The sequence below is a fragment of the Ancylobacter koreensis genome (assembly GCF_023016525.1).
Taxonomy (GTDB): domain Bacteria; phylum Pseudomonadota; class Alphaproteobacteria; order Rhizobiales; family Xanthobacteraceae; genus Ancylobacter; species Ancylobacter koreensis.
Window position 1 is genome coordinate 232,791 of sequence record NZ_JALKCG010000004.1, and the last position, 16,754, is coordinate 249,544.

Here is a 16,754-nt window from a genome sequence, read left to right on the forward strand (position 1 = left end):
GATCCCTCCGTCGCCGGGGAGCCCTCCGGCCATCCGCAGCGCGACATCGACGGAAGATGATGACATTCAGCGCCCGACTTCGCCGCCTCGCCGGCGGCCTTCTCCTCACCCTGTTCGCCTTCTGCGCCGGACCCGGCACGGAGCAGGCCATGGCCCAGGGTTCCAGCGCGCCAGACATCAGCGCGCCGCTCGCCCAGCTCGCCAATGACAATTACGGCGACACCGAAGCCGCTCTCGGCGCGCTCGCCCTGAGCGGCAGCCCGGCGGCCGCCGGCGTCGTCGCGGCGCTCGCGGACGGCAAGCTCGTCTTCAGCACCTCGCCGCGCCAGGTCTATATCCGTGGCGACGCCGGTCTCATCGACCCGTTGACCATGCAGCCGGTGGCCGATGCCCCGGCGGTGAAGCCGGTGCGCGTCAACAACCGCATCCGCCGCGCCATCGACGCAGCCAACGGCGCGCTATCGCTGGTCAGCCCCGACCCCGCCAAGCGGATGGAGGCGGCGAACGCCGTCGGCCGCTCGCGGGACGAGGCGGCGTTGCCGGCGCTTGATGTCGCCCTCGCTAAGGAGGCCGACCCGAAGGTCAAGTCGGCGATGACGCTGGCGCGCGCCTCGATCGTTATCGGCAAGGAGGGCATCAGCCCCGCCGAACGCATCGCGGCCGTCGATCTCGTCGCCGCCGAAGGAAATCAGGAAGCGCTTGCGATCCTGCGCAGCGTGCCGGCCAGCGCGGCGCCGGAGGTGAAGCAGGCAGCGGCGGCGGCCATCGACGCCATCGAGCGCAACCTCGCCATGTGGAGCATGGCGCAGAATGTCTGGTACGGCCTCTCGCTCGGCTCGGTGCTGCTGCTCGCCGCCATCGGCCTCGCCATCACCTTCGGCGTGATGGGCGTGATCAACATGGCGCATGGCGAGATGGTGATGCTCGGCGCCTATACGACCTTCGTCGTGCAGGAACTGATCCGCACCTACAATCCCGCCCTGTTCGACCTCTCGCTGATCATCGCCATCCCGCTCGCCTTCGTCTTCACAGGCCTCATCGGCATCATCATCGAGCGCACCGTGATCCGGTTCCTCTACGGCCGGGCGCTGGAAACGCTGCTCGCCACCTGGGGCATCTCGCTGATCCTGCAGCAGGCGATCCGAACCCTGTTCGGCCCGACCAACCGCGAGGTGGGCGCGCCGAGCTGGATGTCGGGCTCCTTCGAGATCGGGCAGCTCTCCATCACCTATGGCCGGCTCTGGATCATCGTCTTCGCCATCCTCGTCTTCGTCGCGCTGCTGGCCACGCTGCGGCTGACCCGCATCGGCCTCGAAATGCGCGCCGTGACGCAGAACCGGCGCATGGCCGCCTCCATGGGCATCCGCACCAACTGGGTCGACGCGGCGACCTTCGGCCTCGGCTCGGGCATCGCCGGCATGGCGGGCGTCGCGCTCAGCCAGATCGACAACGTCTCGCCCAATCTCGGCCAGAGCTACATCATCGACAGCTTCCTCGTCGTGGTGTTCGGCGGCGTCGGCAATCTGTGGGGCACGCTGGTGGGCGCCATGTCGCTCGGCGTCGCCAACAAGCTGCTGGAACCCTATGCGGGCGCCGTGCTCGGCAAGATCGCCCTGCTCGTCATCGTCATCCTGTTCATCCAGAAGCGCCCGCGCGGCCTCTTCGCCCTCAAGGGGAGGTCGATCGAAGCATGAGCACGACCCAGACCCGTCAGCCCGCCCTGCTCGGTACCAGCGGCCTCGTCTTCCTCGGCGTGCTGGTTGCCGCCGCCGTGCTGGTGCCGATCCTCAACCTCGCCATCTCGCCGGATTCGGCGGTGCACGTGCCGACCTATGTCGTCTCGCTGCTCGGGAAGTACCTGACCTATGCGCTGCTCGCGCTGTCGGTCGACCTCATCTGGGGGTATGTCGGCATCCTCTCGCTCGGCCAGGGCGCCTTCTTCGCGCTCGGCGGCTACGCGATGGGCATGTATCTGATGCGCCAGATCGGCACGCGCGGCGTCTATGGCGACCCTGTGCTGCCGGACTTCATGGTGTTCCTGAACTGGAAGGAACTGCCCTGGTTCTGGTACGGCTTCGACTGGTTCCCCTTCGCCGCGCTGATGGTGCTGCTGGCGCCGGGCATCCTCGCTTTGGTGTTCGGCTGGTTCGCCTTCCGCTCGCGCGTCACCGGCGTCTACCTGTCGATCATCACTCAGGCGATGACCTTCGCGCTGCTGCTGGCCTTCTTCCGCAACGACATGGGCTTCGGCGGCAATAACGGCTTGACCGACTTCAAGGATATTCTCGGCTTCAACATCCAGTCGGACGGCACGCGCATCGTGCTGTTCGTGCTCTCGGCGCTGGCGCTGGGGCTCGGCTACCTGCTGTGCCGCTTCCTCGTGCGCTCGCATTTCGGCAAGGTGCTGGTGGCGATCCGCGACGCGGAAACGCGGGTGCGCTTCACCGGCTACAGGGCGGAGAACTACAAGCTGGTCGCCTTCGTGGCCTCGGCCATGCTGGCCGGCATCGCCGGCGCGCTCTACGTGCCGCAGGTCGGCATCATCAACCCGTCCGAGTTCTCGCCGGCCAATTCCATCGAGATCATCGTCTGGGTGGCAGTGGGCGGGCGCGGCACGCTGGTCGGCGCGGCGCTCGGCGCGGTGCTGGTGAACTACGCCAAGACCTACTTCACCTCAGGCATGCTCGCTCCCTACTGGCTGTTCATGCTCGGCGGCCTGTTCGTGGCAGTGACGCTGTTCCTGCCCAAGGGCATCGTCGGGACCTTCTACGAGTGGCGCGCGCGCCGCCGCGAGCGCGACGACATTCCCGGAGAATCGCCCGGTGAGCTGCCCGGCGAGCCGCCGCTCGCCGAACCCAAGCCGGCCGCGTAGGGAGGCGAACATGAGCGACATCGACACGCTGGAGCCCCGCACCGCCGAGCCGGCGCCCGCCGCCCGCAAGGAGCTGACCGAGGCGCTGCTCTATCTCGACGCGGTCACGGTCACCTTCGACGGCTTCCGGGCGCTGAACGCGCTTTCCTTCACCGTCGACCCCGGCGAGATGCGGGCCATCATCGGCCCGAACGGCGCGGGAAAGACGACGATGATGGACGTCATCACCGGCAAGACCCGGCCCGACCGCGGCGACGTCTTCTTCAACGGCGGCACGACCGACCTCACCAAGCTCGACGAGACGCAGATCGCCACCCTCGGCATCGGCCGCAAGTTCCAGAAGCCGACGGTGTTCGAGAACCATACGGTGATCGACAATCTGCGCCTCGCGCTGAAGGGCCAGCGCCGCGCGCTGCCCAACATTTTCCGTCGCGAGAGTGCGGCCGAGCGCGAGCGCATCGACGAGATCTTCGAGACCATCAGGCTGACCGAGCACAAGGACCGCCTCGGTGGCGCGCTCTCGCACGGCCAGAAGCAGTGGCTGGAGATCGGCATGCTGCTGGCGCAGGACCCCAAGCTGCTGCTGGTGGACGAGCCGGTCGCCGGAATGACGGACGCCGAGACCGCGCAGACCGCCGAGCTGCTGCGCGAGATCAACGCCAACGGCCATTCCGTCGTCGTGGTCGAGCACGACATGACCTTCGTGCGCGACCTCGGCGTGCGCGTCATGTGCCTGCACGAAGGATCGGTGCTGGCGGAAGGCACGCTCGATCAGGTGAGCGCCAATGAGCGCGTCATCGAAGTCTATCTGGGACGCTAGGCGCATGCTGGAAGTTCAGGACGTCAACCTCTTCTACGGCGCCGCGCAGGCGCTGCGCGGGGTCTCGCTGAAGGCCGAGCCGGGGAAAGTGACCTGCGTGCTCGGCCGCAACGGCGTCGGCAAGACCAGCCTGATGCGCGCCATTGTCGGGCAGGCGCCGGTCGCCAAGGGTAGCATCCGTTTCGGGGGCGAGGACATCACCGCGATGGCGCCGTCCGAGCGGGCGCGGCGCGGCATCGCCTTCGTGCCTCAGGGCCGCGAGATATTCCCGCTGCTCACCGTCGCGGAGAATCTGGAGACTGGCTTCGCCCCGCTCAAGCGGGCCGACCGCAACATCCCCGACGACGTTTTCTCGCTGTTCCCGGTGCTCGATTCGATGCTGCGCCGGCGCGGCGGCGACCTCTCGGGCGGCCAGCAGCAGCAGCTCGCCATCGGCCGCGCGCTGGTGATGCGGCCGAAGGTGCTGGTGCTGGACGAGCCGACCGAGGGCATCCAGCCCTCCATCATCAAGGATATCGGCAACGCCATCCGCTACTTGCGCTCCAAGGGCGACATCGCCATCGTGCTGGTCGAGCAGTATTTCGACTTCGCCAAGGAACTGGCGGACCATTTCATCGTGATGGAGCGCGGCGCGGTCGTCATGTCGGGCGATGGCAAGGCCCTCGAGGACCCGGATGTACGCAACCGAATTGCCGTCTGAGGCCGCCGCCGCCTCGATCCCGGTCGAGCGGCGCGGGCAGGGGCGGGTTTCGGTCGAGGCGCTGGGGCTGGACGGGCGCACCGTGCGCGGGCGCATCGCCGAATCCGGCTTCGCCCGCGTGCGTTTCCCGCTGTCGGGTCGGCGCGGCCGCTCGCTGGAAGCCGTGATGATCAACACCGGCGGCGGGCTCGCCGGCGGCGATGTCGCGCAGACCTGCCTGCATGCCGGGCGCGGTGCCCAACTTGTGGTCACGACGCAGGCGGCCGAGAAGGTCTATCGCTCGGACGGGGCGACCTCGCGGGTCGATGTCGAGCTGACCGTGGAGGCCGGCGGCTCCATCGACTGGATGCCGCAGGCGACCATCGTCTTCGACGGCGCCCGGCTCGAACGCTCCATTGCCGCCGATGTCGCGCCGGAAGCGCGACTGCTGCTGGTCGAACCGGTGATCCTCGGCCGTACCGCGCATGGCGAGCGCCTCTCGCACGGCCTGCTGGCCGACCGCTGGCGCATCCGGCGCGGCGGGCGGCTGGTCTACGCGGACGGCCTCCATCTCGACGGCGACATCGCGCGCACGCTGGACCGCCGCGCCACCGCCGGCGGCTGGGCCGCCTTCGCCACGCTGCTGCTGCTGGCGCCCGACGCGGAGGCGCGGCTCGACGCTGTGCGTGCCTCGCTCGGTCTGTCGGAAGAGGGCGAGGGACTGCCCGACGGGCTCGACGCCGGCGCCAGCGCGTGGGACGGCATGCTCTCGGTACGCCTGCTCGCGCGCGACGGGGCGCCGCTGGAGCGCGCCATCGCCCGCACCCTCGGCACGCTCGGCGTCGCCGAGCTTCCCCGCATCTGGCACTCCTGATGCAGGTGCGCTTCGCCTTTCACACGCCCGCCGCCTTTGCTGAGCCGGAGATGCATTCATGAATCTGAGCCCGCGCGAGAAGGACAAGCTCCTCGTCGCCATGGCGGCCGTGGTGGCCCGCCGCCGTCTGGAGCGAGGCGTGAAGCTCAACTATCCCGAGGCGGTGGCGCTGATCACCGACGTGGTGGTGGAGGGTGCGCGCGACGGTAAGACGGTGGCGGAGCTGATGACGCTCGGCACCACGGTGCTGACGGCCGAGCAGGTGCTGCCCGGCGTGCCGGAGATGATCCTGGAAATCCAGGTCGAGGCGACCTTCCCGGACGGCACCAAGCTCGTCACCGTGCACGAGCCGATAGGCGGCGGGCACCATGCCGGCGCGCCGGGCGAGATCCTTTTCGAGGAAGGCGAGATCGAGCTGCTGGCGGGCCGCGAGTTCGTCTCTCTCACGGTCGCCAATACCGGCGACCGGCCGATCCAGGTTGGCAGCCACTACCATTTCTTCGAGACCAACCCGGCGCTTGCCTTCGAGCGGGACAAGGCGCGGGGCATGCGCCTCGCCATTCCCTCCGGCACGGCGGTGCGTTTCGAGCCCGGCCAGAGCCGCGAGGTCAAGCTCGTCGCGCTCGCCGGCAAGCGGGAGGTCTACGGCTTCCGCCAGGACGTGATGGGCAAGCTCTAGCCCGCCGACCCTATCGCCTTCCCGCCTGACCGATTGCCCGGAACGGATTGCCCCATGTCGATCAAGATTTCCCGCGCCATGTATGCCGAGATGTTCGGCCCCACCACTGGCGACCGCGTGCGCCTCGCCGACACGGCGCTCGTCATCGAGGTGGAGAAGGACCTCACCGTCTATGGCGAGGAGGTGAAGTTCGGCGGCGGCAAGACCATCCGCGACGGCATGGGCCAGTCGCAGATCATGCGCGCGGAAGGGGCGGTCGACACCGTCATCACCAACGCACTGATCCTCGACCACTGGGGCATCGTGAAGGCCGATATCGGCATCCGCGACGGGCGCATCCACGGCATCGGCAAGGCCGGCAACCCGGACATCCAGCCGGGCGTCGACATCGTCATCGGTGCGTCCACCGAGGTGATCGCCGGCGAGGGCAAGATCATCACGGCGGGCGGCTTCGACAGCCATATCCATTTCATCTGCCCGCAGCAGATCGAGCACGCGCTGATGAGCGGCGTCACCACCATGCTGGGCGGCGGCACCGGTCCGGCGGCGGGCACCAACGCCACCACCTGCACACCCGGCCCGTGGCACATCGAAATGATGCTGCGCGCCTTTGACAGCTTCCCGGTCAATCTCGCGCTGTCCGGCAAGGGCAACGCCTCGCTGCCCGGTCCGCTGGTCGAGCAGATCGAGGCCGGCGCCTGTTCGCTCAAGCTGCACGAGGACTGGGGCACCACGCCGGCGGCGATCGACAACTGCCTGTCGGTGGCCGACGAGTACGACATCCAGGTGATGATCCACACCGACACGCTCAACGAGAGCGGCTTCGTCGAGGATACGGTCGGCGCCTTCAAGGGCCGCACCATCCATGCCTTCCACACCGAGGGCGCGGGCGGTGGCCACGCGCCGGACATCATGAAGGTGGTGGGCCTGCCCAACGTGCTGCCATCGTCGACCAACCCGACGCGGCCCTTCACCATCAACACGCTCGACGAGCATCTCGACATGCTCATGGTGTGTCACCATCTCGACCCGCTGATCGCCGAGGACCTCGCCTTCGCCGAGAGCCGCATCCGAAAGGAGACCATCGCGGCCGAGGATATCCTGCACGACCTCGGCGCCATCTCGATGATGAGCTCGGACAGCCAGGCGATGGGCCGGCTCGGCGAGGTGATCACCCGCACCTGGCAGACCGCGCACAAGATGAAGCTTCAGCGCGGCCTGCTGCCGGGTGACAGCGAGCGCAACGACAACGCGCGCGCCAAGCGCTACATCGCCAAATACACGATCAACCCCGCCATCGCGCACGGCATCTCGCGCCATATCGGCTCGGTGGAGAACGGCAAGCTCGCCGACCTCGTCGTCTGGTCGCCGGCCTTCTTCGGCACCAAGCCGGACATGGTGATCAAGGGCGGCACCATCGTCGCTGCGGTCATGGGCGATCCCAACGCCTCGATCCCGACCCCGCAGCCGGTGCATTACCGGCCGATGTGGGGCGCCTATGGCAAGGCGCGCACGGCGACCTCGCTCACTTTCGTCTCGCAGGCGGCGATGGACCTCAACGTCGCGCACAAGCTCGGGCTGGAGAAGCGCGCGGTGGCGGTGGAGAACGTGCGCGGGGGCATCGGCAAGGCGTCGATGATTCACAACAGCGCGACCCCGCAGCTTGAGATCGACCCGGAAACCTATGAGGTACGGGCGGATGGCGAGCTCCTGACCTGCGCGCCTGCCACCGAGCTGCCCATGGCGCAGCGCTACTTCCTGTTCTAAGTGTGGGAGCGACCGCTCGGGGCCGGCCTCGAAGGAGGCCACGTCCGGGCCTTGCCGCAACCGGAGTTCCCGCATGATCCGCGCCCGCACCGTTCTTCCCGCCGGCAGCTGGGATGTCGCCGTCGCCGCCGACCGCGTCGTGCTGCCCCATGACGGCCGCTACCGCCGCCGCATCGCCATGCGCGGCGAGGGCGACGTGGCCTTCCTGCTCGATCTCGACGAGGCGACCCGTCTGAAGGACGGCGACGGTCTCGCGCTCGACGACGGGCGCACTGTCGCTGTCATCGCCGCCGAGGAGCCGGTCGCCGAGATCGTCGCGCGCGACCCGCATCATCTCGCCCGCCTCGCCTGGCATCTGGGCAACCGCCACGTGCCGGCCGAGCTGCTGGCCGACCGCATCCGCATCGCCCGCGACAGCGTGCTGGAGGAGATGGCGCGCGGTCTCGGCGCTGACGTCTCCATCGTCGAGGCCGCCTTCGAGCCGGAAGGCGGTGCCTATGAGGCCGCCGAGGCGCATGGTCATCACGATCACGGCCATCACGATCACGGCCATCACGATCACGGCCATCACGATCACGGCCATCACGCTCATGCGCATGGCGAGGCCTGCGGCTGCGGCCATGACCATGGTCACGATCATCACGCCCACGAGCATCACGCCCACGGACATAACGAGCACGCCCATGCGCCCGAGCGCGCCCGGGACGTGATGCATGTCCATGAGCACGACCACGCTCAGGAGCACAAACACGGTGCGGACTGCGGTTGCGGTCACGACCATAGCCACGATCACCACGACCACGGGCACCATGCCCACGGCCATCGGCATGGCCGCTAGGCTAGGATCATGAGCGAGGCGGCCGCCGAACCGGGGAACGCTGCGCCCGACCTGCTGCCGCTCTTCGTCTGGCTCTCGCCGGCCTTTCCCGTCGGCGCCTTTGCCTATTCGCACGGCCTCGAATGGGCGGTGGAGACGCAGGACATTTCCGACCTCGCCTCGCTGGACCGCTGGGTCGACGACCTGCTGCGCCATGGCGGGCCCTTCGCCGATGCGGTGCTGCTCGCCCATGCCTGGCGCGCCGCGCGGGCCGGCGACGAAGCGGCGCTGGTCGAGGTGCTGGAACTGGCGAGCGCCTTCGCCCCCTCGCGCGAGCGGCAGATGGAGACGCTGAACCAGGGCGACGCCTTCCTCGCCGCCACCCGGGTCTCCTGGCCGGCGCCGCTGCTGGAGCGGGTTCCCGCGCTCTGGGACGGCCGCGTCGCCTATCCTGTCGCGGTCGGCATCGCGGCGGCGGCGCACGGCCTACCGCTGGCGCCGACGCTGGCGGCCTTCCTCAACGCGGTGGCGGCGAACCTCATCTCGGCCGCCGTGCGCCTCGTGCCGCTCGGCCAGACCGACGGGAACCGCGCCCTGGCGGCGGCGACGATCACCGTTCGCGAGGTCGCCCCGCGTGCCGCCGGCGTGCCGCTCGACGCCATCGGCGGAGCGGCGCTTAAATCCGACATCGCGTCGATGCGCCACGAGACGCAGTACACGCGGCTATTCCGAAGCTGAAGGCGAGGGGAGTTCGATGGCAAGCGACAGCAGCGGCCCGCTGAGGGTCGGCATCGGGGGGCCGGTCGGCTCCGGCAAGACGGCGCTGATGGAGGCGCTGTGCCGCACCTTCCGCGAGCGCTACGACCTCGCCGCCATCACCAACGACATCTACACCAAGGAGGACGCCGAGATACTCACCCGCGCCGGCGCGCTGCCGGCCGAGCGCATCATGGGCGTGGAGACCGGCGGCTGCCCGCACACCGCGATCCGCGAGGACGCGTCGGCCAACCTCGCCGCCATCGCCGAGATGCGCGGGCGCTTCCCCGCCCTCGACCTGATCCTGATCGAATCGGGCGGCGACAACCTCGCCGCTACCTTCTCCCCCGAGCTGGCCGACATCACCATCTACGTCATCGACGTGTCGGCCGGCGAGAAGATCCCCCGCAAGGGCGGGCCGGGCATCACGCGCTCGGACCTGCTGGTGATCAACAAGGTCGATCTCGCCCCGCTGGTCGGCGCCTCGCTGGACGTGATGGACCGCGATTCCCGCCGCATGCGCGGGCGCCGGCCCTTCGTTTTCGCCAATGTGCGGGCCGGCGTCGGTGTCGCCGAAGTGGCCCGCTTCATCGAGGAGGCCGGCGGCCTCGCGGGCACCCCGGCCGAAACTCTGGCGCGGGAAGACGTGACGTAACGGAGTGCCTCCTAGACACCGAGTTGTGGATAGGCTCGTATATTGCTTGTCCCGTTCGGGGCCGGCGTCGGCAGCGCCGTCCGAGACACGGCGACGGCGTGGCTGATGCGCGTTCCCGTCCGACTGCCGACCGACCAGGTGTCCGATGGACTATCCGCTACCGGAGAATGAGGCCGAGCGGCTCGCCGAGCTTCACGCGCTGGAAATTCTCGGCACGGCGCCGTCGCCCGAACTCGACGGCGTATGCGCCCTCGCGCGGGATATGCTGGACGTTCCCTGCGCCGCGATCGGGCTGGTGGACCGCGAGAGCCAGTGGTTCAAGGCGACCTCCGGGGTCGACTGGGAAGGCACCTCGCGGACACACTCCTTCAGCACCTGGACGATCCTGTCGTCTGACATTTTGGTGGTGCCGGACGCTTCCCGGGATCCCCGCTTCACCAACAACATCTATGTGACCGGCGCGCCGAATATCCGCTTCTACATCGGCGCGCCGCTGGCGCTGCGACCGGGCCTCAATATCGGTACTCTCTGCCTGTGGTCGCCGGAGCCGCGCACGCCGAGCCTGGCCGAGATCGAGCGCGTCGGCCATCTCGCGCGCATCATCGTCGACCAGTTCCGCCTTCACGAAGCGACGCGGCGCACCAAGCGCGATCTCGATCACCGGCGCGTCAGCCAGAGCCTGCTGGAGATGCAGAGCCGCGAGCTGTGGCGGCGCCAGAGCCTGCTGGCGCAGACCGAGCGCCTCGCCAGGGTCGGCGGCTGGGAGTTCGACGTCGCCACCGAGCGACTGAACTGGTCGGACGGCGTCTACCGCATCTACGGGCTTACGCCGGGCTTCGCGCCGGACCAGGAGCGCGCGCTGTCGCATTTCCCCCCGGAGGCGCGCCAGCAGTTCGTGAAGAAATTCAATACCGCCCTGCGCCACCGCGAGGCGTTCGAGATCGAACTGCCCTTCGTCGACGCGCAGGGCAATCACCGCCTCGTGCGCAAGACATGCCAGGTGGAGACCGACGGCGACACCGTAGTGCGCGCCTTCGGCATATTGCAGGACATCACCGAGCAGAAGGAAGCCGAGCAGCGCATGTGGCACATGGCCAATCATGACGCGCTGACCGGCCTTCCCAATCGCGGGCTGATGCGCGAGCGGCTGGAGGTGGCGTTGCGCCGCTCGCGCCGGTCGCAGCGTTATGTCGGGGTGCTGCTGGTCGATCTCGACCAGTTCAAGGACGTGAACGATTCTCTCGGCCACGATGCCGGCGACGCGCTGCTGGTTGAGGCGGCGCAACGCCTTTCCGGCTGCATCGGCGATGCCGACATGGTGGCGCGCCTCGGCGGTGACGAGTTCATCGTGCTGCTCACCCGCATGGACAGCCCGACCGACGCGGCGGTGGCCGCCCAGCACATTCTCTCGGCACTGAGCCTGCCGTTCAACTACAAGCGCACGGCTCTGTCCTGCCGCGGCAGCATCGGCATCGCCGTCGCGCCCGAGCACGGCACCGATGCCACGACCCTGCTGAAGAATGCCGACATCGCGCTCTACCGCGCCAAGGGCGGCGGGCGCGGCATCGCGGTCGAGTACGACACGCGCATGCAGCAGGCGACCGAGAAGCGCATCCAGCTTTACGCGCGCGTGCGCCTCGCCCTGCGCAATGGCGAGTTCCAGCCCTATTACCAGCCGAAGGTTTCGCTGCGCACCGGCACCATCGTCGGCTACGAGGCGCTGCTGCGCTGGCGCCACCCGCGCCGGGGGCTGCTCGGGCCGCAGGAGTTCGGCCAGATCTTCGACGATGCGGACCTCGCCACCATCATCGGCGAACGCCTGCTGGAGGCGACGACGCGCGACATGGCGAACTGGATCGCGCAGGGATGCGATTTCGGCCATGTCGCCATCAACGTCACCTCCTCGGAATTCGCGCGCGGCGAACTTCCCGAGCGCGTGCTGGCGGCCCTCGACCGGGCGCGGCTGGCGCGCGAGCGGCTGACCATCGAGGTGACGGAGACCGTGTTCCTCGGGCGCGGCACCGACGTGGTGCGCAACAGCCTTCAGGCGCTCAACAGCGCCGGCGTGCGCATCGCACTCGACGATTTCGGCACGGGCTACGCATCGCTGTCGCACCTCAAGCAGTTTCCTGTGGATCGCATAAAGATCGACCGCTCCTTCGTGCACGACATCGAGCACGACGTCGACGACGCCGCGATCGTGCGCGCGGTCATCCATCTCGGCCAGAGCCTCGGCATCGAGACGGTGGCGGAAGGCGTCGAGACGCCGGCGCAGGCCGCCTATTTGCGCGCCAATGGCTGCGATTATGCGCAGGGTTTCCTCTATTCCAAGGCTTTGCCGGCCTCGCGCATTCCCGCCCTGATGCGCGGCTGGGACCCGGCGGAGGTGATCGGCGACGGGCTGGCCATCGGCGTCGCGAACTGACCCTCGCGCGGGCCGGGCCTGCAAACCGGACGGATGCACCCGGACGGCGTTCCTCTGATATGGTGGAGCGACGTGGAGGGATTCCGCCAGATGACGTCATTGAGTGCGGGCCGGAGCGCGCGCCGCGCGCCGCTCTATTCGAAAGGCGGCCCGCGGATTCCCGCCCGAATCGTCGAACTGTTCGACGCCTGCAGCCGGTCTGACCGGCGCGCCAGCCTGTTTCTCGTCGGGCTGTGCCTGCTGGCACTGCTGCCCGGTTTCTTCAGCATCCCGCCGGTCGACCGCAACGAATCCCGTTTCGCCGAGATTTCCCGCCAGATGGCCGAGACCGGCCAGCTCGGCGAGACGCGGCTCGGCTGGGAGGTGAAGCGCACCCGGCCGGTCGGCCAGCACTGGATGCAGGCGGCGGTGGTCGCGGTCGCCGATGCGGTGGGCGTGCCCTCGGCCGAACGGCGCATCTGGCTCTACCGCCTGCCGACTTTGGCATGCGCCATCGCTGCGGTGCTGTTGACCTTCTGGGCGGCGCTTGCCTTCACCCACCGGCGTGCGGCGCTGCTGGCGGCGAGCCTGCTGGCCGGCAGCGTGGCGTTCAGCGTCGGCGGACGGCTCGCTTTGCCCGAGATTTCGCTGCTGGCGGCGGTCGCCGCGATGATGGGCGCTCTGGGGCGGCTCTATCTCGCCGAGCGCCACGGCGACGCGCTGGGCCCGCCGCAGCGCTCCGCCGGCGAGGCACGGCTGGCGCTTATCTTCTGGGCGGGGCTCGCCTTCGGCCTGTTCACCAAGGGACTGATCGTCCCGATCTACGTGATCCTGCCGCTCGTCGCCATCGCCGCGGTGGACCGTTCGGCCGCATTCCTGCGCCGTGCCCGTTCCTATGCCGGGCTGGCGATCATCCTGACGGTCGCCGTCGGCTGGTTCCTGCTGCGCCGCTACGGCGCGGTGGACACGCAGGAGGCCGCCATCGCCCGCACGCTGATCGGCCGCGTGCCGCCGGATTATCCCGGCTTCACCGGCCCGCCGGGCTCCTATTTCCTGCTGTTCTGGGCGATGTTCTGGCCCGGCGCGCCGCTCGCCGCTCTGGCGGTGCCGATCATCTGGAAGGCGCGGCGCATCGGCGCAGTGCGCTTCCTTCTGGCCTGGGTACTGCCGGCCTGGCTGGTCTTCGAGCTCTGGCCGGTCAAGCTGCCGGCCTATGTCGGCCCGACGCTGCCGGCCATCGCCGTATTGATCGCCATCGCCGTCGAGCGCGGCGCCATGGCGCTGGGCAATACGCGCCTCGCCCGGCTGCTCTGGCTGTGGCCGGTCATCGGCGCGGTCATCGCGGTGGCCGCGCTGCTGGGGCTCGCGGTGTTCGATGGCACGACCAGCCTGCTCGCCTGGCCCTTCCTGCTGCTCGGCTTCTTCGCGCTGGTGACGGCGGCGGGGTCGGTGCGCGACTACGGGACGGAGAAGTCCGCGCTTCTGGCCATCGCCGGCATGCTGGTCTCGGGCTTCGGGGTGATGCAGCTCGTGCTGCCCGCCATGGACAGCTTCTGGCTCGCGCCGCGTATGGCCGCACTGGCGGCGCAGGAGCGCTGCGTCGCGGCGGGCGGGGGCATACAGGTCGCTTCGGCGGGCTACAGCGAGCCGAGCCTGGTCTTCTTGCTGCCGCAGCCTCCACGCCTGCTGGATGGTGCCGCCGCCGCCGATTTCCTGAAGGAAGGCGGCTGCCGCGTCGCCTTCGTCACCCGTTCCCACGAAGCCCGCTTCGCCCGCCGGGCGGAGGCGCTCGGCCTGCACATCCAGCGCGGCATCGAGCTGCACGGCTTCGACTATAACGGGCTGCGCGAGCTTCGCATCAGCGCCTATCGCCTTGGCTCGTGAGCCGGCTCAGGCTTCGCTCGTCTCCGCCAGGACCGCGAGGCCACGTTCCAGATCGGCGATGAGGTCGGCCGGGTCCTCCAGCCCGATATGCAGGCGCACGGCCGGCCCGCCCGGTTCCCAGCGCGTGGCGCTGCGGTAATCGCTGCAGTCGAACGGAATGGCGAGGCTCTCGAAGCCGCCCCAGCTGTAGCCGAGGCCGAACAGGTCGAGGCTGTCGAGGAAGGCGTCCACCGCCGCCTTCGGGGCCGGCTTCAGGATGATGCTGAACAGGCCCGAGGCGCCGGCGAAGTCGCGCTGCCAGAGGGCGTGGCCGGGATGCTCGGGCAGGGCCGGATGCAGCACGTGCAGCACTTCCGGGCGCTGCGCGAGCCAGCGCGCGACCGTGAGCCCAGACTCTTGGTGACGGGCGAGGCGCACCGCCATGGTGCGAAGCCCGCGCGCGCCGAGGAACGCATCCTCCGGCGCCACCGTGATGCCGAGATCGCCATGGGTGAGCCGGAGCTGCCGTAAGCAGCGCGCATTGGCCGAGACGGTGCCGAGATTGAGGTCCGAATGACCGCTGATGTATTTGGTGCCGGCCTGGATCGAGATGTCGACGCCGAAGGCATGCGGGCGGAAGAACAGCGGCGTCGCCCAGGTGTTGTCGATCAGCGTGACGATGCCGCGCGCGCTCGCGACCGCCACGATGGCCGGCACGTCCTGCATCTCGAAGGATTGCGAGCCGGGCGTCTCCATGTAGATCGCGCGCGTAGTCGGCCGGATCAGTTCCTCGATGCCGGCGCCGATCAGCGGATCGTAGTAGGTGGTCTCGACGCCGGCACGCTTCAGCACCGCGTCGCAGACGCGCCGGGTCGGCTGGTAGGCGCTGTCGACCATCAAAAGATGGTCGCCCGCCTCCAGCACCGAAAGCAGCGCCACGCTAACCGCCGACAGGCCCGAGGGCGTCAACACCACGCCCGCGCCACCCTCGATACGGGTCATGGCCTCTTCCAGCCCCTCCACCGTCGGATTGCCCCGGCGGCCGTAGGAATAGCGGCCGGTATGGCCTTCGAGATCGGCGACGGTGGGGGACAGCACGGTCGATCCGCGCACGATCGGCACGTTCACGAAACCGTCGAAACGCTCGGGATCGCGGCCGGCGTGAACCAGTTCCGTTTCAACCGAGAGGTGGCGTTGGGTTTCGTCTTGCCGTTGGTCTGCCATTCCTGCGCCTGCTCGCCGGGTTCGAAGGGGGGCCATTGGGAAAGCAGTGCCCGCCCGGCGTCAAGCGCTTGACCGGATCGGATTACGGCGTTCTGATGACCTTGCGTCTGTCGTTTCGGTTGTGCCCGGCGGTCGCTCGCTGGGCCGCGTCAGACGAAGGAAGTAGGAATGATCCGCTCCCTTCCGCGCCTTACGGCATGCGAATTGCTTTTCACATCGCCCGTGCCGACCGCAGGCCTCGCGGCGGACACGCCAGCTCAAAACCGAATGAAGAAGGCAGCCAACATGAAACGCCTCCTCTCCACGTTCGCCCTCGCGGGGGCCTTCGGGCTGTGCGCCTTTGGCGCGCAGGCCGCGACCAAGCTCGAGCAGGTGAAGGCCAAGGGCTTCGTCCAGTGCGGCGTCAGCCAGGGTCTCCCGGGCTTCTCCAACCCGGACGACAAGGGAAGCTGGACCGGCCTTGACGTGGACTTCTGCCGCGCCGTCGCTGCCGCGGTGTTCGGCGATGCCACGAAGGTGAAGTTCACGCCCCTCTCCGCCAAGGACCGCTTCACCGCGCTGCAGTCCGGCGACATCGACGTCCTGTCGCGCAACACCACCTGGACGATTACCCGCGACACCTCGCTGGGCCTGAACTTCACCGGCGTGACCTACTATGACGGCCAGGGCTTCCTGATCCGCAAGGACAAGAAGGTGAACTCGGCCCTCGAACTCTCCGGCGCCTCGGTCTGCACCCAGACCGGCACCACCACCGAACAGAACCTCGCCGACTATTTCCGCGCCAACAACATGACCTACGAGGTCATCGCCTTCGCCACCAACGACGAAGTGGTCAAGGCCTATGACGCGGGCCGCTGCGACGTGCTCACGACCGACCGCTCGGGCCTTGCCGGCGAGCGTCTCAAGCTGACCAACCCGGATGACCACGTCGTACTGCCGGAGATCATCTCCAAGGAGCCGCTCGGCCCGGTGGTCGCCCATGGCGACGATCAGTGGTTCGACATCGTGAAGTGGGTGCTGTTCGCCCAGCTCAACGCCGAGGAACTCGGCCTCACCTCGAAGAACGTCGAGGAGCAGGTCAAGTCCGCCACCAACCCCGAGATCAAGCGTCTCGTCGGCACCGAGGGCAAGTTCGGCGAGGGCATGGGCATCGGCAACGACTGGGTCGTGGCCATCGTCAAGCAGGTCGGCAATTACGGCGAGATGTACGACCGCAATGTCGGCCCCGACACCCCGCTGAAGCTCGCCCGCGGCGTCAACGCGCTGTGGAACAAGGGCGGCCTGCAATACGCTCCGCCGATCCGCTGATCCGTGCATGAGGCTCCCGGCACGCGCCGGGAGCCT

The 16,754-nt window shown here is 68.7% G+C and carries 14 protein-coding genes; 13 read left to right on the forward strand and 1 reads right to left on the reverse strand.

Annotated elements, in window-relative coordinates:
• The first annotated feature begins 149 nt into the window (after positions 1-149).
• The 12 genes from urtB (at position 150) to MWN33_RS12590 (ending at position 14,207) form a co-directional block, all read left to right on the forward strand.
• Positions 150-1,694 carry an urea ABC transporter permease subunit UrtB gene (urtB, locus tag MWN33_RS12535; RefSeq protein ID WP_247201265.1) on the forward strand — a complete coding sequence of 515 codons (1,545 nt, stop codon included), beginning with the start codon at positions 150-152 and terminating at the stop codon, positions 1,692-1,694.
• On the forward strand, positions 1,691-2,872 hold the full coding sequence (urtC, locus tag MWN33_RS12540; protein ID WP_247201168.1) for an urea ABC transporter permease subunit UrtC: 1,182 nt from the start codon (positions 1,691-1,693) through the stop codon (positions 2,870-2,872). The genes urtB and urtC overlap by 4 nt, the downstream gene beginning before the upstream one ends.
• 10 nt (positions 2,873-2,882) lie before the next feature.
• Positions 2,883-3,692, forward strand: a complete 810-nt coding sequence (urtD, locus tag MWN33_RS12545; protein ID WP_247201169.1) for an urea ABC transporter ATP-binding protein UrtD — start codon at positions 2,883-2,885, stop codon at positions 3,690-3,692.
• A gap of 4 nt (positions 3,693-3,696) precedes the next feature.
• The gene (gene urtE, locus MWN33_RS12550; protein WP_247201170.1) at positions 3,697-4,392 is read left to right on the forward strand and encodes an urea ABC transporter ATP-binding subunit UrtE; all 696 of its coding nucleotides are present in this window, start codon (positions 3,697-3,699) and stop codon (positions 4,390-4,392) included.
• Positions 4,367-5,245, forward strand: coding sequence for an urease accessory protein UreD (locus tag MWN33_RS12555; protein WP_247201171.1), 879 nt, complete (start codon positions 4,367-4,369; stop codon positions 5,243-5,245). The genes urtE and MWN33_RS12555 overlap by 26 nt, the downstream gene beginning before the upstream one ends.
• 58 nt (positions 5,246-5,303) lie before the next feature.
• Entirely contained in the window at positions 5,304-5,924 is a 621-nt protein-coding gene (locus MWN33_RS12560; protein ID WP_247201172.1) for an urease subunit gamma, read from the forward strand.
• Between the two features lie 54 nt (positions 5,925-5,978).
• Complete coding sequence (ureC, locus tag MWN33_RS12565) at positions 5,979-7,691, forward strand: urease subunit alpha (protein ID WP_247201173.1); 1,713 nt, start codon at positions 5,979-5,981, stop codon at positions 7,689-7,691.
• A gap of 73 nt (positions 7,692-7,764) precedes the next feature.
• Positions 7,765-8,529 carry an urease accessory protein UreE gene (locus MWN33_RS12570; RefSeq protein ID WP_247201174.1) on the forward strand — a complete coding sequence of 255 codons (765 nt, stop codon included), beginning with the start codon at positions 7,765-7,767 and terminating at the stop codon, positions 8,527-8,529.
• Positions 8,530-8,538: 9 nt separating this feature from the next.
• Complete coding sequence (locus tag MWN33_RS12575; protein WP_247201181.1) at positions 8,539-9,246, forward strand: urease accessory protein UreF; 708 nt, start codon at positions 8,539-8,541, stop codon at positions 9,244-9,246.
• 16 nt (positions 9,247-9,262) lie between these two features.
• Complete coding sequence (gene ureG / locus MWN33_RS12580) at positions 9,263-9,919, forward strand: urease accessory protein UreG (protein WP_247201183.1); 657 nt, start codon at positions 9,263-9,265, stop codon at positions 9,917-9,919.
• 145 nt (positions 9,920-10,064) lie between these two features.
• Positions 10,065-12,344 carry a putative bifunctional diguanylate cyclase/phosphodiesterase gene (locus MWN33_RS12585; protein ID WP_247201190.1) on the forward strand — a complete coding sequence of 760 codons (2,280 nt, stop codon included), beginning with the start codon at positions 10,065-10,067 and terminating at the stop codon, positions 12,342-12,344.
• Between the two features lie 90 nt (positions 12,345-12,434).
• Positions 12,435-14,207: an ArnT family glycosyltransferase gene (locus MWN33_RS12590; RefSeq protein ID WP_247201199.1), complete on the forward strand. Its 1,773-nt coding sequence runs from the start codon at positions 12,435-12,437 to the stop codon at positions 14,205-14,207.
• 6 nt (positions 14,208-14,213) lie between these two features.
• Here MWN33_RS12590 and metC read toward each other — a convergent pair whose 3' ends face one another.
• A complete protein-coding gene (gene metC, locus MWN33_RS12595) occupies positions 14,214-15,410 on the reverse strand; it encodes a cystathionine beta-lyase (RefSeq protein ID WP_247201200.1) in 1,197 nt (398 codons plus the stop codon).
• A gap of 285 nt (positions 15,411-15,695) precedes the next feature.
• Between metC and MWN33_RS12600 the strand changes: the two genes are divergently transcribed.
• Positions 15,696-16,718, forward strand: coding sequence for an amino acid ABC transporter substrate-binding protein (locus tag MWN33_RS12600; RefSeq protein ID WP_247201201.1), 1,023 nt, complete (start codon positions 15,696-15,698; stop codon positions 16,716-16,718).
• The last annotated feature ends 36 nt before the right edge of the window (positions 16,719-16,754 follow it).